A 17649-nucleotide genomic window follows, 5' to 3' on the forward strand; every position below is an offset into this window, starting at 1 on the left:
AGGAGCCGCCATGTCTGACGTCAGCTTCCACCGCCTGTCATCCCTCAGTGTCGATCAGCGGTCCAGTTTACTGAAACGCGCAGAAGGAGATCTGTCTTCCTTCATCGAAAAGGTCCGTCCAATCATCCAGGCCGTCAAGGATGAAGGTGACGCGGCCTTGCTCCGGTTTGCGCGCGAACTCGACAAAGCCGATGTTGCCGACGGTGGGCTGAAAGTTTCGGAAGCGGAGTTCGACGCGGCATTCGACAAGGTCGACAAGGATGTCGTGGAGAGTATCCGGTTCGGCATTGAGAACATAAGGCATTTCCACGAGGAGCAGCGCCCGGAAACGATGTGGCTCAAGGAAGTTCGGCCGGGCGCCTATGCGGGTGACCGATACACACCGATTGCTTCGGTTGCGCTTTATGTTCCGCGCGGCAAAGGCGCCTTCCCCTCGGTGACGATGATGACCTCGGTTCCGGCGGTGATTGCCGGGGTTCCCCAGATCGCGATCGTGACGCCCGCGACTTCGGATGGTTCCGTCGACGCCGCGACGCTGGTTGCTGCCCGCATTGCCGGCGTGGAGACCGTGTACAAGTGCGGCGGCGCCCATGCGGTCGCCGCCGTCGCCTATGGAACCGAGACCGTGAAGCCTGCCGTCAAGATCGTCGGGCCGGGGAGCCCGTGGGTGGTGGCGGCAAAGAGCGTGTTGTCCCCGATCATCAACACAGGCCTGCCTGCCGGTCCGTCCGAAGCGATCATCTTTGCCGATGACAGCGTCGACGGCGGCCTGGCCGCTCTTGACCTGTTGATAGAGGCCGAGCACGGCCCGGATTCGTCGGCCTATCTGGTGACGCATAGCCGCAAGGTCGCCGAAGCCGCGTTGATTGCCATACCGGAACACTGGTCCCGAATGAGCGAACAGCGTGTGGAGTTCTCGCGCGCGGTGCTGACTGGAAAGCGCGGCGGCATCGTGCTGACCGAGTCGCTGGAGGACAGCTACCGTTTCATCAACGATTATGCCCCGGAGCACCTCGAGATTCTGTCAACGGAGCCATTTGCGCATCTTGGACGTATCACAGAAGCCGCCGAGATTCTCATGGGACCGCACACGCCGGTGACCCTCGCTAACTTCGTCCTGGGACCCAATGCGGTGCTGCCGACCAGCCGGTGGGCGCGAACCTTTGGACCGCTTTCCGTGACGGATTTCGTCAAGAGATCGTCGGTCGGCTATGTGACCTCTGCGGCCTATCCGGAACTCGCGTTGCATGCCCGCAGGCTCGCCCGCTACGAAGGGTTCAGCTCGCATGAGAACGCGGTTTCGGAGATCCGCGATCGCTATCTCGCCGGCTGAGCGGAAACGATGACGATGAGGGCGGCGCGACTCCATGGACCCGGCGACCTGCGCGTCGAGGATATCGCCGCGCCAGGCGCTCCCGAGCCAGGCTGGGTGAAGCTGAGGGTCGATGCCGCAGGCATTTGCGGTTCCGATCTTCACAACTTTCGCACGGGCCAATGGATAAGCCGGGCGCCCTCGACGGCTGGCCATGAGCTGACAGGCACGGTGATCGCCATCGGCGAGGGCGTGGACATCGTTGCTGTTGGCGACCGCGTGGTCGCCGATTCCCGTTTCTGGTGTGGAGAATGCGCGCAATGCCATGCAGGCAGGCGGCATCTTTGCACGTCGCTGGGCTTTGTCGGCGAGATATGCGACGGCGGATTTGCCGAACAGGCGGTCCTGCCTGCACGCCTGCTGCACGTCGTCGATGCCGCGCTTGACGAACGGGTCGCTGCGATGGCCGAGCCGCTGGCTGTAGCGTTGCACGCAGTGCGGCGTCTGCCGAAAACGGCCGGCTCCGTTCTTGTGGTCGGCTGCGGGACTATTGGCGGGCTTGCCGCACTGCTGCTTTCCCGGACATTCGCAGGTACCGTGCTCGTCGCCGATCGCAACCCTGGCCGATGCGCCCGGGTGGCGCGGGTGACCGGCGCCAGCATCGTCGACTTGAACCGGGACGCCATTGCCGCCGCCACCGCGGGTGCCCCCCTGCTTGCTGCCGTCGAAGCGACCGGCAGCATCGCAGCACTCAGCCAGTTGCTCGGCGTTCTCGATGCCGGTGGCACCGTTGCGATGGTCGGCATATTCCATGGGCGCCTCGACATCGATCCCAACATCCTGGTTGAACGCGAAATCGCATTGCTGGGATGCCACGCCTTTGCCGATGAGCTTCCCGACGCCATTCGGATGCTCGGCGAATTGACCGAGCCCATGGTCGAACTGATCGACCGCGAGATCGGCCTGGATGACGTTCCCGCAGCCTATGAGCGGCTGTTGGCGGGGCAGGGCGATGGTTTGAAAACAATCATCCGGATGCGGTCTTCCGGGCGCGTGTGATTTCCGAACGTTGCCGGAAAGGATTTTGAAATGATCACTTTGCCCGACACCGCCAGCCCTCTTTACGAGAAGGTCAAGGACTACATCCTGACGAACATCGGGACGGGCCGATGGAGCAAGGACCGGAAGCTGCCGTCCGAAAATGAATTCGTGGCGACACTCGGCGTGTCTCGGATGACGGTCCATCGTGCCTTGCGGGAGTTGACCTCTGCGGGTTTTCTGATCCGGCTCCAGGGCGTCGGCACATTCATCGCGCCACCTCGACCGCAATCAGCACTGATCGAGATCAACAACATCGCGGCGGAAATTGTCGCGCGGGGAAACAGGCATCGCTCCGAGGTTATCGTGCTCGAAAAGATCACGCCGACAAAGGAGCTCGCGCTTTCCTTCGAGTTCGCAAAACGCGCGCCGGTCTATCATTCCATCGTCGTCAACTTCGAGAACGACCTGCCTGTGCAACTGGAAGAGCGCTTCGTGAACCCGGGCCTGATACCCGACTACGACAAGCAGGACTTTTCCAAGACAGCAACCTACGACTACCTCATGCAGAAAACCCCGGTGACGGAGGTCGAGCACATCATCTCGGCGACCCCTGCCGATGCGGAGACGGCGCGGTATCTGGGCATCGATGTCGGCAGCTGCTGCCTGTTTCTGCATCGCCGGACATGGACGGGCGCCATCGTTGCCACGATCAGCAAGCTGACTTACGTTGGCAGCCGCTACTCGCTTGGCAGCCGGTATTCTCCGTCCAAAAAAACTTGATCACAGTGAAGCGAATCAGAGTCGGAGGGAGGGGTCTAACTTGTATATGCATGTATGTATTTAGCCTTGACATCCACTGTTGCTAACGTTGAAGTGTGGTCGCACTTTCGTTGTACGGGCAGCTAAGATGCCGAGACACGGTGCCGCAAGAGCTGACGCCGGCATTCTCACCAGGCCGGAGTTTGGTTCAAAAAAGCGGCGTGATCATCAAGGGGAACAAGATGATGCGTAATCTAGCAGGACAATTTCGGGCGCTCGTTATGGCTGCTGCTGTCGGGTTTGCCCCGGCGGCCTACGCGGCCGACACGACAATTCCGGCGACGCCTGAGGCAGGAACGTTCAAGATCGGCATCGAGCCATGGCTGGGCTACGGCCAGTGGCACGTCGCCGAGGCCAAGGGCCTGTTCAAGGCAAGCGGGCTGTCCGACGTGCAGATCGTGAACTTCGCGGAGGACAAGGATATCAACGCCGCCCTGGCGAGCGGCCAGCTCGATGCCGCCAACATCGCGACGCACACGGCTATGGGAATGGTTGCGGCCGGCCTGCCGGTGAAGATCGTGCTTCTGCTCGACGTCAGCATGACGGCAGACGCCATGATCGCCGGCAAGGACATCGCCACCGTCGCCGACCTCAAGGGCAAACAGGTTGCTTTTGAGGAAGGCACGACGAGCGACATCCTGCTCAAATACGCGCTCGCCAAGAACGGCATGTCGATCGCCGATGTCCAGCCGGTTCCAATGCCGGCGGCGGATGCCGGCAGCGCCTTGATCGCCGGCCAGGTTCCAGTCGCAGTCACCTATGAGCCTTATCTGACCGCGGCAAGAGCGCAGAACAAAGACCTCAAGCTGCTCTTCACCGCGGGCGAAGATCCCGGCCTGATCAGTGACGTATTCGTGGTGCGCGACGAGGTGATCAAGTCGCGTCCCGGCCAGGTGCTTGCCATGATCAAGACCTGGGATGCGGCCCTGAAGGCCTACAACGCCGACACGCCCGACGGCCGGGCGATCATCTCCAAGGCGGTCGGGTCGAGCGTCGAAGACCTCAACACCGCCTTTGATGGCGTGCGTTACTATACTCTCGCCGAAAACAAGGATGCGCTGACCGGGGAGTTCTCCACCAAGACATTTGCGGATGTAGAGGCGGCCGCCAAGAACGCCGGGCTGCTGCAGGCGGACGTGACGCCCGAACAGATGATCGACCCGTCATTCGTCAAGGCCGCGAAATGACGAGGGCCGGCTCGCGGTGGTGACGCAAATGTCCGAGCAGCGTGCGACCGAGCCAAGCCCGTCTCACGCAGCGCCGGGGCCGGCGATCAAACAGCCGATGCGCCGTCGCCCCTCCGCCGGGGTCGGCGCGCCCATCGCACGCTCGCGCTTCCTGATGATAGCAGTGGCCGTCTTTGCCGGCCTCGGCCTCGCCTGGTGGGCGGCAACGGGGCTGGGACTGGTAAAGCCAATTTTCCTGCCGTCGCCGGGAAGCGTGGTGACCCAGCTCGGCAAGCTCTCGGGTGACGGCACGCTATGGCTGGATCTCAGGACCTCGATATACCGTATTTCTGTTGGCTTTCTCATCGCCTCCGCATTGGCGATTCCGATCGGCGTGCTGATCGGCAGCTTCAGAACCTGGGAAGCGGCGATCGAGCCACTTGTGGATTTCATCCGCTACATGCCGGTGGTCGCTTTCGTGCCTCTCTCCATCCTGTGGTCGGGGACGGGCGATGCCCAGAAATTCCTGATCATCTTCATAGGCACCTTCTTCCAGCAGGTGCTGATGATCATGGACAATGTGAAGCGGGTTCCCGCTGATTTCATCGGCCTTGGCAGGACGCTCGGCCTGCCGGATCGCAAGATCCTGACGCGCATCGTCGTTCCCAGCGCCTTGCCAGGCATCTGGGATACGTTGCGCATAAGTCTCGGCTGGGCATGGACCTGGCTGGTGTTGGCGGAACTTGTCGCGGCGACATCAGGCCTCGGCTACCGCATCACCGTGTCCCAGCGCTATTTCCAGACAAACACCATCATCGGCTACATCCTGCTGCTGGGCGTGCTTGGCCTCATTACCGACCAGGTCATGAAGGCACTGGGAAAAGTGCTGTTCCGGCAGGAGGGCCACGTGCAATGAGGCCGGGCCGATGAGTTTGCCCAAACTGCGGATCGAAGGCCTCCACAAAAGCTTCGGCACGGGCGCACGGCGCACGGAAGTGCTGCGCGATATCAATCTCGATCTTGCCGACAACGAGTTCGTCTCGCTGGTGGGCACGTCGGGTTGCGGCAAGAGCACGCTGCTGTCGATCGTTGCCGGACTGCAGGATTTCGACGCGGGAGATCTTGCTATCGATGGTGCGCCGATCCTGCGGCCGGGCCTCGACCGCGGCGTCGTCTTTCAGTCCTACACCCTGCTTCCCTGGCTGACGGCGCAGCAGAACATCGAGTTCGCGCTCAAGGCCGCGGGTCATGACCGCGCGACCTGCCGCAGGATAGCGCGCGAGCATCTCGATCTGGTCAAGCTCCCTCATAGCGCCAATCGCTATCCGTCTGAGCTTTCGGGCGGCATGAAGCAACGCGTGGCCATAGCGCGTGCCCTTTCCTATCGACCCAAAATGCTTCTGATGGACGAGCCCTTTGGCGCGCTCGATGCCTTGACCAGGCATCAGATGCAGGAACTCCTGACGCAGATCTGGGAGGAGCACAGGCTCACCGTGCTCTTCGTCACCCATGATGTGGAAGAAGCTGTCTACCTGTCGGACCGCATCGTCGTAATGGGGATCGGGCCGGGACGCATCATGCAGACCTTCAATGTCGATATCGAGCGCCCGCGCCGGGAAGAGGTCATGGAAACTCCGGCCTTCATGGATTTGCAGCGCCGCGTGCACAAGGCGATCCGCGAGGCTTCTAAACGTCCCGAAATGCTTTAGGCAGGCCACTCATGCGTGTCGGGTCCAAGAGCGGAACCAACGCGGCTGGACGCGGAGGACTTTAGCGTAGAATTACTTACAATCCGCGACCAGCGTAGCGCCCAATCTCGATATCGCGCCATCGCGACCCCTGACCAGGGGAGCAGCCATCGGCATCTTTCTCTTCAAGCTCGAAAAAAAATCTGCAGGACAATGTCGATTTCCTAAACTCCGTTCGTCGTTTCGCTGCCGGTCGGTGAGGCCGGCTCAAACAAGGAGACAGACGATGCGTGTGATGGTGCTCGTGAAGGCTACCGAGGACAGCGAAAAGGGCTTTCTCCCGACGCCCGAGGCGAAAGAGGCGATGGAGGCGATGGGCAGATTTAACGACGAGCTGCGCAATGCCGGCATCTTGCTCGACGCCGACGGCCTCAAGCCCTCCTCGCAGGGCAAGCGCGTTGCGTTCGATGGTCCCCGCCGGACGGTCATCGACGGGCCTTTCGCCGAGACCCGCGAACTGGTCGCCGGTTTTTGGCTCTGGGAAGTCAAGGACATGGACGAGGCGGTCGCCTGGGTGAAGCGCTGCCCCAATCCCATGCCAGGACCGAGCGAGATCGAAATCCGGCCGCTGTACGAGATGGCTGATTGGCAATGGGAATCTGACGCCGGAGGTCACGGAAATCCGTGACCGGACGCGCGAGAAGCGCAGCGGCAACTGAACCTGTCGGCCGCAACCTGCTTGCCTCCATTGTGGCTTTGGCCGACAAGGCAGCATGACCGCAGGCGAGACGCACCAGGCGATCGAGGCGATTTTTCGCATTGAACGGGCCCGGCTCATTGCGGGTCTGGCCCGCCTCGTGCGCAATGTCGACCTTGCAGAGGAACTGGTGCAGGACGCCCTGGTCATAGCCCTCTCCGAATGGTCCAGGACCGGCGTTCCGGCCAATCCCGGCGCTTGGCTGATGACGGTCGCCAAACGCCGCGCCATCGACGCGATCCGTCGCGACAAGATGCGCGAGCGCAAGCATGAGGAGATCGCGCGGGAGCTGGACGGCGAGTGCGACCGTACGGCCGAGGGAAACGAAATGGCCATGAACGACGATCTTGGCGACGAGCTGCTGGGCCTCATCTTCACAGCCTGCCACCCGATACTTTCGGCCGACGCTCGCGCAGCGCTCACGCTGCGTGTCATCGGCGGCCTGACGACGGACGAGATCGCCCGTGCTTTCCTGTCGAGCGAGGTGACGATCGCCCAGCGCATCGTCCGCGCGAAGAGGACGATCGGAAAGGCCGGGCTTAGCTTCGAGGTGCCGCGCGGTGCCGAGCGTGCAGTGCGTCTTTCCTCGGTGCTGGAGGTCATCTACCTCATCTTCAATGAAGGCTATGCTGCCACGGCCGGCGACGACCTTGTCCGGCCGGGCCTGTGCCTGGAGGCACAACGGCTGGGCCGTATGCTGGCGGGTCTGATGGCCGAGGATGCCGAGGTGTTCGGTCTGCTGGCTCTGATGGAAATCCAGGCATCGCGCCTGCCCGCACGCATCGGGCCGGACGGCGCCCTCTTGACCCTGACCGAGCAAAACCGCGCACGCTGGGACCAACTGCTGATCCGCCGGGGACTTGACGCGCTGGCCCGTGCCGAAGCTCTCGGGGGCGATGGCCCCTATGTGTTGCAGGCCGCGCTTGCAGCCTGTCACGCGCGGGCGCGCAGTGCGGCCGATACCGACTGGCCCCGCATCGCCGCGCTCTACGACCGGCTGCGAGCAGTGATGCCCTCGCCGGTGGTCGATCTCAATCGAGCGGTCGCCCACAGCATGGCCTTCGGGCCTGAAGCGGGCCTGCGGCTGGTGGACGAGATTGCCGACGCCGCCGCCTTGCGCAATTATGCGCCATTGCCAGCGGCGAGGGGCGATTTTCTGTTTCGGGCCGGCCGGCTGGCCGAGGCCCGCGCCGAATTCGAGGCTGCGGCCAAGCTCACCCGCAACGCGCGCGAAGCGGCCTTTCTCCTCGCCCGTGCAGACGCTTGTGGTTGACAGCATCGCTCTGCGTGCCCGACGCGCCGCTAGGGCAACATCGAAAGCCGTCAGTTCGCTCCCGGCCAGCTCCCTTCAATGAGCGTGATCAACTCGCAACGCAGCTTGGGTATATTCATTTTGGAGGAGAGGCCTTGATCATGCCAGCAACTGCGTCGGTACGCCGAGAATCGGTCCTGCCTCGGCGAGCCGCTGGTCGAGGGTCCACACTGTGGCGCCATGCTCCGATGCCGTCGCGAGGTGCAGGGCGTCGCCAGCACGAAGCCCGAGCATATGCTGATCGGCGAATTTCGCGGCGACCTGAAAATGCCCGCCCGTCACCTGCAGCACGGTGAAGCTCTCAGCGACCAGCTTATTGAACATCGCGAGCGCAGCCGCGCGCTGCTCCAAGTCGATCTGTCCTGTCCGAAGCTTGATCGCCATGGCGGAGGACATCTCGGTGATGGTCCAGTCGCTGATCACAAGTTGCGCTGGGTCCTGCTCCGCCAGCCAGCCCTGAACGCGCGCGGTAATGGCTTCGTTGGATAGCGCCGCGACGATCAGCGAAGTATCGGGATAGGACATCAATAGCGATCGCCATCTCGCATCGATCGCACCAGATCGGCGGCAGCCTGAGCCTGCAGAGGCATGGTCGCGGTCAGGGATTGGAGCAGGACGGCGTCGATCCGTTTGCGAGGGCGGGCCACGGCCGTGAGCCTGGCGACCGGCTTGCCACGCCGGGTTATGTCGATCGAGTCTCCAGCCTCGACCCGGTCGATGAGCTCACTCAGATGTGCCTTGGCGTCCGCCAGATTGACCGCGTCCATGTCAGCTCCTGACCATGTAGATGGTCATATAGCGCATCACGTGTGACAATTCCAGTGCACGGCGAATAAGCAAGTGGCTGCGTGAGCGAAGCAGGTGACCGCTCCTGCAACGAGAATTATGCCGCTTCCCGCTTGACTCACACATATCCCGGTGGTTATGCATCGATCAATAGCCGAAGGGTTATCTATCCCAATGCCAAACGCTCACGATGTGCTCTTCAGAACACTTGCCGATCCGACTCGGCGCGCTATTTTTGAGCGACTGTGTCGCGAGGGAGAGCAGACAGTCGGCGCTCTGACGGCTCAGGCCGGGATCTCGCAACCGGCCGTGTCGAAACATCTCGGGGTTTTGCGTCAGGCGGGGCTGGTGCGCGACCGCCATGCGGGACGGCAGACCCATTATAGCGCGCAGATCGCTGCGCTTGCCCCCCTGATCGACTGGACAAGCCAGATGACCGGGTTCTGGCAGAGCCGGTTCGACGACCTCGAGGACCTGCTCAAAAGGATGGACCAGTGAACGAAATAGCGACCGAAACGCTCTCCGTCATTGTCGAACGGGAAATCGCTTATCCGCCCGAGAAGATCTGGCGCGCGCTCACGCAACCACACTTGATCGAGGAGTGGCTCATGAAAAACGACTTCAAACCTGTCGCGGACCACCGTTTCAACCTTCACGCGGCCTGGGGCTCTGTCGAATGTCAGGTCCAGACGGTCGAGCCTAACAGAACGCTGACTTACACGTGGGATACCAAGGATCTCAAGAGTGTCGTCTCCTGGACGATCACCCCCACGAGCATCGGCGCCCGCTTGCGTATGGAACAGTCGGGCTTCCGGCCGGATCAGCAGCCTTACTTCCGGGGTGCCAAAGTCGGCTGGCCGAGGTTCTTTGACGATCTGGAGCAGGTTCTTGCGCGAACGGACTGAGATCCGCCTGCGCTATTCAAGCAAGGGCTCTGTTACAGGGCGGCAGATGGCGGAGCGATAATGGAGGCAAGCCAATGAAGATCAAGTTGACCAAAGTATACGTGGATGACCAGGAAAAGGCTCTGGGTTTCTACACCGAAACGCTCGGCTTTACCAAGAAGGCCGATTTCAGCAATGGGCCGTTTCGCTGGCTGACCGTCGCATCACCCGACGAGCCGGACGGTGCCGAGCTGCAACTCGCGCTCAATGACAACCCCGCTGCAAAGACCTACCAGCAAGCTATTTTCCAGCAGGGCCAGCCCGCGGTCATGTTCTTCACCGATAACGTCAAGGGGGACTACGAGCGCATCAAAGCGCGCGGCGCCAAGTTCACCATGCCGCCGACCGAAGTAACCGGCTCGATCATAGCCCAGCTGAACGACAACTGCGGCAATCTCGTTCAAATCACACAGCTGTGGCGCTGGTAAGGCACGCATTCAGTGGCGTGGCTGCCCGGCGGGAGCCGCCAAACGGGCCGCCCGATCCGCTCGGTTCGTCTTCAGAGGAGATCCCAATGGATTGGAACAAATGGGTTCGGCAGATCCACCGCTGGCTGTCGATCATCTTTGCGGCGGTCGTCGCCGCCATCTTCCTCAGCCTGGGAGTAGGCAAGGAACCCTTCTACTGGGTATACCTCTTGCCGCTGTTTCCACTCGGCTTGCTCCTGCTTACCGGACTGTACATGTTCGTGCTGCCTTACGCGCCCAAGCGGCGCAGCGCGGGGGGCACCGGCGCATTGGAGTGAACGAATGGCCAACAAGACGTCCATCAAGTCATCGGCGGTCGCGAAGAAGTCCGCCGCCAAGCCTGCAGCCGCCAAGCCGGTCCTCCTCGCAGGCGGCAACCCGCAGATCCCGAAGGGTGATGGTGACGCTCCTGTGCAGGCCTACATCGCGGCCATGCTGGGCTGGAAACGCGACGTCGGGCGTCGCCTCGACGCGCTCATCGTGCGCAACGTCCCTGACGTGCGCAAGGCCGTCAAATGGAACTCGCCCTTCTATGGCGTCGAAGGCCAAGGCTGGTTCCTCAACTTCCATTGCTTCACAAAGTACATCAAGCTGGCTTTCTTCCGCGGCGCGTCGTTGCGTCCCGTCCCACCCGGTGAGTCCAAGCACAAGGACGTGCGCTACCTCGATATCTACGAGGACGACCTGCTCGACGAAGCTCAACTCGCCGACTGGATAAAGCAAGCCAGCCAGTTGCCTGGCGAGCGAATGTGAGTGGAATGCCAGTCATCTCGGCAAATCCGGTGCCGACTAGCGGTATTCATGTGACGGGCGAGCGGCAACAACCAAGGGAAAGCGACAATGATGATGAAGAGTGACTCGATGGAAGGAAATGCAGGCAACTCTCCCTCTCAGCTGATCGATGCGAGGATCAGCGAACTGGGCGATTGGCGAGGCAAGACGCTTTTCCATGTCCGCGCCCTCATCAAGCAGGCCGACCCGGAAGTGGTCGAGGAGTGGAAGTGGCGAGGCGTTCCGGTGTGGTCGCACGCCGGAATAATCTGCACTGGCGAGACCTACAAGAACGTCGTGAAAGTGACCTTCGCAAAGGGCGCCTCGCTGCAGGACCCTTCCGGCCTGTTCAACTCCAGCCTCGAAGGCAACACCAGGCGCGCCATCGATATCCGTGAGGGCGAAGACATAGATGAGAATGCGTTCAAGGCGCTGATACGCGCTGCTGCCGCCCTGAACACGGCCCGATAGTCAGCTCCGGCCGATATGGTCGGCTAGCGGGCCGAGAGCGGCGAGCACGGCTTCGCCGGTGGCTTGCGTCGCGTTCTCATGCGGCGCGCGCAGATTCAGCCAGCGTCTGTCGCCGGACCGTACCGCCAGCACTGCCTTCATCGCAGTGATGAGGCCAGCGTCCTGGATGATTTTGCGGAACGCCCTGATGGCGGCATCCGCGTCGGTAGTGTCCTCTCCCGCCAGCACTGCGTCGTAGAGGGCCCGGATCGCTGCGGCATTCAGATTGACTGTCGCCGAGATGCAGCCGGCAGCACCGTTGGCGAGGCCTTTCGTCAGCTGTGCTTCCGAACTCGGGAACACCGCGACCCTTGGGGCTGCCGCAATGACCGCCGCGGTGTTGTTCCAGTCGCCGGCGCTGTCCTTGTAAGCCACCACGACATCGGGAAACGCTTCGCTCAAGCGGGCGGTCAGCGCCGGGCTCACCGCTACGCCGGAATTTTGCGGGATGTGGTAGAGGATCATCCTCATCGCCGGGTTCGCCACCCGATCGATCAGCTCGCCATAATAACGGGCCTGACCGTTGTCGCCGGCGGCCGTATAGAAGAACGACGGCAGCACCATCACCCCGGCACAGCCGAGCCCGACGGCATGCGCGGTCAGCTCGACAGTCTCGGCAAGTGCTGTGACACCGGTGCCGGGCATAAGACGGCTTGGCGAAACGCCGGCCTCGACCAGCCACTCCAGCGCCTGCATGCGCTCGCGCAACGAGACGGACAACGCCTCGCCCGTGGTGCCGAACGGCGACAGGAAATGCGCTCCCTGATCCAGCACCCACTTGGCGTGTGATATCCAGAGGTCGCGGGCAATGCAGCCGTCGTTTTCGAACGGCGTCAGGATCGGTGCGATGGTTCCTTGTGGGCGGATCATGTGCGTCCTTCTACGGGTGAAAATCTGTGCTGTGCTCAAAGCCGGCATCAAAATGTCGAGCAAGCTACAGGAAGCAGTGTTGCTGAGTACCGGCCGTTCGACCTCGAAAGCAAGCGGCTCGCGCATAAGCGCGCGATTGTGATCGGGCGGCGGTTCTGAGGCTCTCGAGGTAAGCACTTGTCACGGGACAACCGCGTCCGGCCGAAAGGGGGGTGACAAACGAGTTCTGCTGTTTCATCAATGCCGCCTTTTGAGGAGAAGCCCATGCGGAGGATCGGTGTCGGCATTATCGGCTGCGGCAACATTTCGGATGCCTATCTGAAGGCATCGCCACAATTCCCGGTGCTCGACATTGTCGGCGTCGCCGACATCAACCGGACGGCAGCCGAGGCCAAGGCAGCTGCCTACGGCCTGGCTGCCATGCCGGTCGACGCGCTGTTGGCCGATCCGCGCGTTGAGATCGTGCTCAATCTGACGACGCCGCAGCATCATGTGCCGGTCGGCCTGCAGGCTGTCGGGCAAGGCAAGAACGTCTATTCCGAGAAGCCGCTGGCAACGACGCTCAGCGACGCCGAGCGGCTGGTCGCGGCCGCGCGCGAACAGGGCGTGCGCGTCGGCTGCGCACCCGACACTTTTCTTGGCGGCTCCCACCAGACGGCGCGGCGCCTGGTCGATGAGGATGCGGTTGGGACTATTGTCGCCGGCTCTGCCTTCATGCAGGTGCCCGGCCACGAGCTCTGGCATCCCAATCCGGATTTCTACTATCAGCCCGGCGGTGGGCCAATGCTCGACATGGGACCGTACTATCTGACCTGCCTGTTCAATCTCCTGGGTCCGGCAAAATCCGTGATGGGGCAGGCAAAGGCATCCTATGCCACCCGCACCATCGGTTCCGGACCGCGCCAGGGCGAAACGATACAGGTCGAGGTGCCGACCCATATTTCCGGCCTGCTCACATTCGAGAACGGCGCGGCGGTTTCGATCACCACCAGCTTCGACGTCTGGAAGCATGAACACAATCACATCGAACTTTACGGGACCACCGGCTCGATGATCGTCTCCGATCCCAATCAGTTCCAGGGCGACATCAGGACCAGCCAGCGCAAGGGCGACTGGACGGTGGCCGATCAGATCCATTCCTATGGCGACGGCAATTACCGGGGCCTCGGCCTCGCCGACATGGCGCAGGCGATCGTCTCGGGCAGGCAACACCGCGCCAGCCTCGATCTTTCCCTCCATGTCCTGGAAATCATGGAATCGATCATCTCTTCAGCAGAGACAGGGCGGCGTATCGACCTGAGATATGGCTGCGCGCGGCCGGCGCCAATGCACGCCGATCTACCTTTCGGAATTCTGGAATAGGGGATGACACGATGAGCAAGACGGCACTGATTTTCTGGGGCGGCTGGGAAGGCCACACGCCGGCCCGTAGCGCCCACATCGTCAAGGAGATGCTGGCCGGCAACGGCTTCGACGTGCAGCTGGAGCAGGGGACTTCGGCGCTTGCCGATCCGCAACTGGGCAAGCTCGATCTCATTGTCCCGGTGATCACCATGTCGACGATCGAAAAGCCGGAACTGCAAAACCTGACCAACGCCGTCGGGGCCGGCACCGGCCTTGCGGGCTTTCACGGCACGATGTGCGACAGCTTCCGCAACGAGCCGGAATACCAGTTCATGACCGGCGGCCAGTGGGTCGCCCATCCAGGCAACATCATCGACTATCACGTCGATATCACCATGCCAGACGATCCGGTCATGCAGGGCATCGACGGCTTCGCGTACCGTTCAGAGCAGTATTACATGCATGTCGATCCGACCAACGAGGTGCTGGCGACGACTACTTTCACCGGCGAGCATCTCGATTTCATCGCCGGCGTCGTCATGCCGGTTGTCTGGAAGCGCCGCTACGGCAAGGGCCGCGTCTTCTACAGCGCACTCGGCCACACCGCCGACGAGTTCGCAGTGCCGCAAATGCGTACGATGTTCGAGCGCGGCATGCTTTGGGCCAGCCGAAACCCGGATCTTGCGTAGCCGTTCAATCTGAACGCCACGTATCGTTGTAATCTCTAAGGGCGGCCGCCCGAACGCGGACACAGCACTGGGCTGCGGCAAGCAATTGACTGCCATGGTAGCATCCAATAGACAGCAGTCTCGTCGGGGAATTCCGTAGCTGGAGGTCGAATGGAGCAGACGTGGCGATGGTTTGGCCCGAGCGACGCGGCAACGCTTGCCCATGCCAGGCAGGCCGGCGCGACCGGCATCGTGACGGCATTGCACGACATTCCTTACGGCGAAGTCTGGCCGATCCACGCCATCAGGCAGCGCCAGGCGCTCATCGAGGCGGATCAGGCGATGGGCCTCAAATGGAGCGTCGTCGAGAGCGTGCCCGTGCACGAGGACATCAAGCTCGGCCGCGGCGATCTCGACCGGCTCTACGAGAATTTCAGGCAGACCTTACGCAATCTCGGCGCCTGCGGTGTGCGCACGGTCTGCTACAACTTCATGCTGATCCTCGACTGGACCCGGACCGACCTGGCTGCGCCGCTGCCGGGCGGCGGACGGGCGCTCCGCATGAACATGCACGAGCTTGCCGCGTTCGATTGTTACATGCTGCAGCGCAAGGGATCTGAGCGCGACTATGCGTCCGATGTTCTCCAGCGGGCGAGCGAATGGTTTGAGGCGACGCCGGATGCGTCAAAAGAGCGTCTGCTTGCCAACATCATGGCCGGCCTGCCGGGCGCCTTCAAGCGCTATGACATAGCGGAATTGCGCGAAGTGGTGGCCGAGCAGTCGAGCCTGTCGCACGACCGGCTGCGCGAGAATCTCGTCCGTTTTCTTGAACACGTGCTGCCGGCGGCCGAAGAGGCGGGCGTCACGTTGGCGATCCACCCGGACGATCCGCCGCGCGATCTCGTCGGCCTGTGCCGGATCGTCAAGAACGCCGACGACATCGCGTTTATCCTGGACGCGGTGCCATCGGCCCATAGCGGCCTTACCTTGTGCACGGGGTCGCTGGGCGCCAATCCGGCCAATGACGTGCCCGCCATCGCCAGGCGCTTTGCGCATAAGATCAACTTCGTGCACCTGCGCAACGTCAGCAAGGATCCGGACGGGTCATTCATGGAGTCCGAGCATCTGAACGGGGATGTAGACATGGTTTCGGTGGTCTCGATCTTGCTCGACGAGCAGCAACGCCGCCGCGACGCCGGGCAACCGGCGCTGCTGCCGTTTCGCCCGGATCACGGCCACGAGCTGATCGATGACGCCACGCGGCACACCCATCCCGGCTACCCCGTGATAGGCCGTCTTCGCGGCCTTGCCGAACTGAGAGGCGTAATGACGGCGATTGCCCATCAGCGCGGCTACAGGCTGCAATGAGGGCGCCCCGCCTGCTCTGCGTCGGCGCGCTCACCTACGACACGATCTTGCGCCTCGATGTCCTGCCGTCCGGCGCCGGCAAGTTCCTGCCGAGCGAGGCCGTGCAGATCGCGGCCGGCATGGCGGCAAGTGCCGCCGCGTCGGCAAGCCGCCAGGGCGGGCAGGTCTGGCTATGGGCAAGCGTCGGCAACGATGCCGTCGGCCGCGATGTCATCGCCCAGATGGAGGCGGAGCGGGTCGACTGTTCGTTGGTGCGCAGGGTTGAAGGTGGCCGCTCGGCCATTGCCACGATCCTGGTCGATGCCGCCGGCGAGCGCATGATCGTGCCCTTCTACGATGCCGTCACGCAAGCCGATCCGGACCGTCTTCCGCCCGTGGATTTTTCCCGCTTCGACGCCGTCCTGGTCGACGTTCGTTGGCCCGGAGCCGCCGCGATGGCGCTGGCGAAGGCCCGCGAATGCGGCATTCCGGCGATCCTCGACGCCGATATTGCGTCGCGACCGGTGCTCGACCGACTGCTGCCGCTCGCCTCGCATGTCGTTGCTTCGCTGCCCGCGGCGCGTATCCTTTGCGGTCCAGAGGTTTCCGCCGGTTCCGCCGTCGCTATTCTGGGCGAACGGACCGGCGCCTTCGTCGCGATCACCGATGGGGCGAACGGCACCGCGTTCCAGCACCCGAGCAGCAATGATGTCCGTCATCTGCCGTCGCCGCGAGTCGAAGCCGTCGACACGCTGGCGGCGGGCGACGTGTTTCACGGCACCTTCGCTCTCGGCCTGGCCGAAGGTTGGGACGAAGAGCAGGCCATAGCAGTGGCAAGTGCTGCCGCCGCGCTGAAGTGCCTGCGTTTTGGCGGACGGCTCGGCGCGCCGACGCGCGCGGAAACACTGGCCTTCATGCAAGGATCGACATGACGCCGAATACGCTCGGGCCGGCTCGGCGAAAAGGGTACGCCATGCGTCGCTGACCGACTACCATGGCAGCCCCTGCAACTGTTCGTGGGAGGAGAAATGGCTGAGTTAAAAAAACGCGCACTGGTCACCGGGGCGGCCATGGGCATCGGCCGTGCTGTCGCCGAAAGGCTGGCCGAGCAAGGTGTCGACCTGATCCTCTTCGACCGTGTGGGCGATCAGCTGGACGAGGTCGCGGCGCAGCTTGCGGCGCGCGGCGTGACCGTGCACACCGTGCTCGGCTCGACCGCCGACACTGAAGCCTGCTGCCGCGCCGTCGAGCTTGCCCGGTCCGCGTTCGGCGGGCTCGACATGCTTTCCCACAATGCCGGCATCCAGCGTTACGGAACGGTGGAGACCACGGACGAGGCGCTTTGGGACGAGGTGATGAACGTCAACCTTAAGGCTGCCTATCTGCTCTCCCGCGCGGCGATGCCGCTGCTGCGGCAAAGCCGCGGCGCCATCGTCCATATGAGCTCGGTGCAAGGCCTGGCCAGCCAGGAAGGGGTTCTGGCCTACAGCACGGCCAAGCACGGCTTGATCGGGCTGGTCAAATCCATGGCCGTCGACTATGCGCCGCTCGGTGTGCGCGTCAATGCCGTGGCTCCGGGCGCGGTCGACACGCCGATGCTGCGGGATGCGGTCAAGCTCAACGATAAGCCCGACGAGATCCTGCGCATCCTTGACAACATGCATCCGCTCGGCCGCACCGCCCAGCCGCAAGAGATTGCGGCCGTCGTTGCCTTCCTGCTGTCCGACGATGCCTCCTTCATCACCGGCGAAGTCGTGCGCGTCGATGGCGGCCTGCTGGCGCGCATCGGCGGTTCTCCGCGCAAGGAATAACGTCGGCGCTGCTGCTTGCGCAGCCATTTCATGAAT

22 protein-coding genes are annotated in these 17649 nt (G+C 62.7%); 19 read left to right on the plus strand and 3 right to left on the minus strand.

From position 1 onward, the window contains the following. Positions 1 to 10 precede the first annotated feature (10 nt). The 8 genes from hisD to NKH83_RS11555 all read left to right on the plus strand — a co-directional run bounded on the left by hisD (position 11) and on the right by NKH83_RS11555 (position 8056). Positions 11 to 1333, plus strand: a complete 1323-nt coding sequence (gene hisD / locus NKH83_RS11520) for a histidinol dehydrogenase (RefSeq protein WP_352804296.1) — start codon at positions 11 to 13, stop codon at positions 1331 to 1333. A gap of 15 nt (positions 1334 to 1348) precedes the next feature. Next, positions 1349 to 2371: a zinc-dependent alcohol dehydrogenase gene (locus NKH83_RS11525; protein ID WP_352804298.1), complete on the plus strand. Its 1023-nt coding sequence runs from the start codon at positions 1349 to 1351 to the stop codon at positions 2369 to 2371. Between the two features lie 30 nt (positions 2372 to 2401). Beyond that, positions 2402 to 3133, plus strand: coding sequence for a histidine utilization transcriptional repressor HutC (gene hutC / locus NKH83_RS11530; RefSeq protein WP_352804299.1), 732 nt, complete (start codon positions 2402 to 2404; stop codon positions 3131 to 3133). A 224-nt stretch (positions 3134 to 3357) separates the two neighbouring features. Further along, on the plus strand, positions 3358 to 4359 hold the full coding sequence (locus tag NKH83_RS11535; protein ID WP_502895563.1) for an ABC transporter substrate-binding protein: 1002 nt from the start codon (positions 3358 to 3360) through the stop codon (positions 4357 to 4359). A gap of 97 nt (positions 4360 to 4456) precedes the next feature. Then, on the plus strand, positions 4457 to 5254 hold the full coding sequence (locus NKH83_RS11540; protein WP_352804737.1) for an ABC transporter permease: 798 nt from the start codon (positions 4457 to 4459) through the stop codon (positions 5252 to 5254). A gap of 10 nt (positions 5255 to 5264) precedes the next feature. Continuing rightward, positions 5265 to 6047: an ABC transporter ATP-binding protein gene (locus NKH83_RS11545; RefSeq protein ID WP_352804303.1), complete on the plus strand. Its 783-nt coding sequence runs from the start codon at positions 5265 to 5267 to the stop codon at positions 6045 to 6047. Between the two features lie 265 nt (positions 6048 to 6312). After that, positions 6313 to 6714 carry a YciI family protein gene (locus NKH83_RS11550; RefSeq protein WP_352475767.1) on the plus strand — a complete coding sequence of 134 codons (402 nt, stop codon included), beginning with the start codon at positions 6313 to 6315 and terminating at the stop codon, positions 6712 to 6714. A gap of 85 nt (positions 6715 to 6799) precedes the next feature. Continuing rightward, positions 6800 to 8056 (plus strand): RNA polymerase sigma factor, encoded by a 1257-nt coding sequence (locus NKH83_RS11555; RefSeq protein ID WP_352804308.1) that lies wholly within the window; start codon positions 6800 to 6802, stop codon positions 8054 to 8056. 138 nt (positions 8057 to 8194) lie between these two features. Here the strand turns inward: NKH83_RS11555 and NKH83_RS11560 are convergent, their stop codons facing one another. After that, positions 8195 to 8620, minus strand: a complete 426-nt coding sequence (locus tag NKH83_RS11560; protein ID WP_352804311.1) for a type II toxin-antitoxin system VapC family toxin — start codon at positions 8618 to 8620, stop codon at positions 8195 to 8197. Next, the gene (locus NKH83_RS11565; protein ID WP_352645164.1) at positions 8620 to 8862 is read right to left on the minus strand and encodes a type II toxin-antitoxin system Phd/YefM family antitoxin; all 243 of its coding nucleotides are present in this window, start codon (positions 8860 to 8862) and stop codon (positions 8620 to 8622) included. Before NKH83_RS11565 ends, NKH83_RS11560 begins: the two co-directional genes overlap by 1 nt. Positions 8863 to 9055: 193 nt before the next feature. Between NKH83_RS11565 and NKH83_RS11570 the strand changes: the two genes are divergently transcribed. The 6 genes from NKH83_RS11570 to NKH83_RS11595 all read left to right on the plus strand — a co-directional run bounded on the left by NKH83_RS11570 (position 9056) and on the right by NKH83_RS11595 (position 11534). Then, positions 9056 to 9379 carry an ArsR/SmtB family transcription factor gene (locus tag NKH83_RS11570; RefSeq protein ID WP_352804315.1) on the plus strand — a complete coding sequence of 108 codons (324 nt, stop codon included), beginning with the start codon at positions 9056 to 9058 and terminating at the stop codon, positions 9377 to 9379. Then, entirely contained in the window at positions 9376 to 9786 is a 411-nt protein-coding gene (locus NKH83_RS11575) for an SRPBCC family protein (protein WP_352506828.1), read from the plus strand. Before NKH83_RS11570 ends, NKH83_RS11575 begins: the two co-directional genes overlap by 4 nt. 74 nt (positions 9787 to 9860) lie before the next feature. Then, a complete protein-coding gene (locus tag NKH83_RS11580; RefSeq protein ID WP_352804317.1) occupies positions 9861 to 10253 on the plus strand; it encodes a VOC family protein in 393 nt (130 codons plus the stop codon). 86 nt (positions 10254 to 10339) lie between these two features. Continuing rightward, positions 10340 to 10570: a hypothetical protein gene (locus NKH83_RS11585; protein WP_352804319.1), complete on the plus strand. Its 231-nt coding sequence runs from the start codon at positions 10340 to 10342 to the stop codon at positions 10568 to 10570. A gap of 4 nt (positions 10571 to 10574) precedes the next feature. Then, positions 10575 to 11045, plus strand: coding sequence for a DUF1801 domain-containing protein (locus tag NKH83_RS11590; protein ID WP_352804322.1), 471 nt, complete (start codon positions 10575 to 10577; stop codon positions 11043 to 11045). Positions 11046 to 11135: 90 nt separating this feature from the next. After that, on the plus strand, positions 11136 to 11534 hold the full coding sequence (locus NKH83_RS11595) for a DUF1801 domain-containing protein (protein ID WP_352804740.1): 399 nt from the start codon (positions 11136 to 11138) through the stop codon (positions 11532 to 11534). Here the strand turns inward: NKH83_RS11595 and NKH83_RS11600 are convergent, their stop codons facing one another. Further along, on the minus strand, positions 11535 to 12443 hold the full coding sequence (locus tag NKH83_RS11600; protein WP_352804325.1) for a dihydrodipicolinate synthase family protein: 909 nt from the start codon (positions 12441 to 12443) through the stop codon (positions 11535 to 11537). It lies immediately after the preceding gene. Between the two features lie 264 nt (positions 12444 to 12707). Between NKH83_RS11600 and NKH83_RS11605 the strand changes: the two genes are divergently transcribed. The 5 genes from NKH83_RS11605 to NKH83_RS11625 all read left to right on the plus strand — a co-directional run bounded on the left by NKH83_RS11605 (position 12708) and on the right by NKH83_RS11625 (position 17613). Continuing rightward, positions 12708 to 13805 (plus strand): Gfo/Idh/MocA family protein, encoded by a 1098-nt coding sequence (locus tag NKH83_RS11605; protein WP_352804328.1) that lies wholly within the window; start codon positions 12708 to 12710, stop codon positions 13803 to 13805. 11 nt (positions 13806 to 13816) lie between these two features. Further along, positions 13817 to 14476: a ThuA domain-containing protein gene (locus NKH83_RS11610; RefSeq protein WP_352475758.1), complete on the plus strand. Its 660-nt coding sequence runs from the start codon at positions 13817 to 13819 to the stop codon at positions 14474 to 14476. Positions 14477 to 14626: 150 nt separating this feature from the next. Continuing rightward, positions 14627 to 15823 carry a mannonate dehydratase gene (gene uxuA / locus NKH83_RS11615; RefSeq protein WP_352804331.1) on the plus strand — a complete coding sequence of 399 codons (1197 nt, stop codon included), beginning with the start codon at positions 14627 to 14629 and terminating at the stop codon, positions 15821 to 15823. Then, the gene (locus NKH83_RS11620; protein WP_352804334.1) at positions 15820 to 16734 is read left to right on the plus strand and encodes a PfkB family carbohydrate kinase; all 915 of its coding nucleotides are present in this window, start codon (positions 15820 to 15822) and stop codon (positions 16732 to 16734) included. Before uxuA ends, NKH83_RS11620 begins: the two co-directional genes overlap by 4 nt. 96 nt (positions 16735 to 16830) lie before the next feature. After that, on the plus strand, positions 16831 to 17613 hold the full coding sequence (locus NKH83_RS11625; protein ID WP_352804337.1) for an SDR family NAD(P)-dependent oxidoreductase: 783 nt from the start codon (positions 16831 to 16833) through the stop codon (positions 17611 to 17613). Positions 17614 to 17649 lie beyond the last annotated feature (36 nt).

This window comes from Mesorhizobium sp. M0909 (assembly GCF_040319515.1).
Lineage (GTDB): Bacteria > Pseudomonadota > Alphaproteobacteria > Rhizobiales > Rhizobiaceae > Mesorhizobium.

Bases quoted from the DNA above. Each gene is read 5' to 3' on its own strand.
- NKH83_RS11625 (WP_352804337.1), top strand. From the start codon at position 16,831: ATGGCTGAGTTAAAAAAACGCGCACTGGTCACCGGGGCGGCCATGGGC.
- NKH83_RS11620 (WP_352804334.1), top strand. From the start codon at position 15,820: ATGAGGGCGCCCCGCCTGCTCTGCGTCGGCGCGCTCACCTACGACACG.
- hisD (WP_352804296.1), top strand. From the start codon at position 11: ATGTCTGACGTCAGCTTCCACCGCCTGTCATCCCTCAGTGTCGATCAG.
- NKH83_RS11600 (WP_352804325.1), bottom strand. From the start codon at position 12,443: ATGATCCGCCCACAAGGAACCATCGCACCGATCCTGACGCCGTTCGAA.
- NKH83_RS11605 (WP_352804328.1), top strand. From the start codon at position 12,708: ATGCGGAGGATCGGTGTCGGCATTATCGGCTGCGGCAACATTTCGGAT.
- NKH83_RS11535 (WP_502895563.1), top strand. From the start codon at position 3,358: ATGCGTAATCTAGCAGGACAATTTCGGGCGCTCGTTATGGCTGCTGCT.
- NKH83_RS11525 (WP_352804298.1), top strand. From the start codon at position 1,349: ATGAGGGCGGCGCGACTCCATGGACCCGGCGACCTGCGCGTCGAGGAT.
- NKH83_RS11570 (WP_352804315.1), top strand. From the start codon at position 9,056: ATGCCAAACGCTCACGATGTGCTCTTCAGAACACTTGCCGATCCGACT.
- NKH83_RS11540 (WP_352804737.1), top strand. From the start codon at position 4,457: ATGCGCCGTCGCCCCTCCGCCGGGGTCGGCGCGCCCATCGCACGCTCG.
- NKH83_RS11610 (WP_352475758.1), top strand. From the start codon at position 13,817: ATGAGCAAGACGGCACTGATTTTCTGGGGCGGCTGGGAAGGCCACACG.
- NKH83_RS11580 (WP_352804317.1), top strand. From the start codon at position 9,861: ATGAAGATCAAGTTGACCAAAGTATACGTGGATGACCAGGAAAAGGCT.
- NKH83_RS11585 (WP_352804319.1), top strand. From the start codon at position 10,340: ATGGATTGGAACAAATGGGTTCGGCAGATCCACCGCTGGCTGTCGATC.
- uxuA (WP_352804331.1), top strand. From the start codon at position 14,627: ATGGAGCAGACGTGGCGATGGTTTGGCCCGAGCGACGCGGCAACGCTT.
- NKH83_RS11545 (WP_352804303.1), top strand. From the start codon at position 5,265: ATGAGTTTGCCCAAACTGCGGATCGAAGGCCTCCACAAAAGCTTCGGC.
- NKH83_RS11560 (WP_352804311.1), bottom strand. From the start codon at position 8,620: ATGTCCTATCCCGATACTTCGCTGATCGTCGCGGCGCTATCCAACGAA.
- NKH83_RS11550 (WP_352475767.1), top strand. From the start codon at position 6,313: ATGCGTGTGATGGTGCTCGTGAAGGCTACCGAGGACAGCGAAAAGGGC.
- hutC (WP_352804299.1), top strand. From the start codon at position 2,402: ATGATCACTTTGCCCGACACCGCCAGCCCTCTTTACGAGAAGGTCAAG.
- NKH83_RS11595 (WP_352804740.1), top strand. From the start codon at position 11,136: ATGATGAAGAGTGACTCGATGGAAGGAAATGCAGGCAACTCTCCCTCT.
- NKH83_RS11565 (WP_352645164.1), bottom strand. From the start codon at position 8,862: ATGGACGCGGTCAATCTGGCGGACGCCAAGGCACATCTGAGTGAGCTC.
- NKH83_RS11590 (WP_352804322.1), top strand. From the start codon at position 10,575: ATGGCCAACAAGACGTCCATCAAGTCATCGGCGGTCGCGAAGAAGTCC.
- NKH83_RS11555 (WP_352804308.1), top strand. From the start codon at position 6,800: ATGACCGCAGGCGAGACGCACCAGGCGATCGAGGCGATTTTTCGCATT.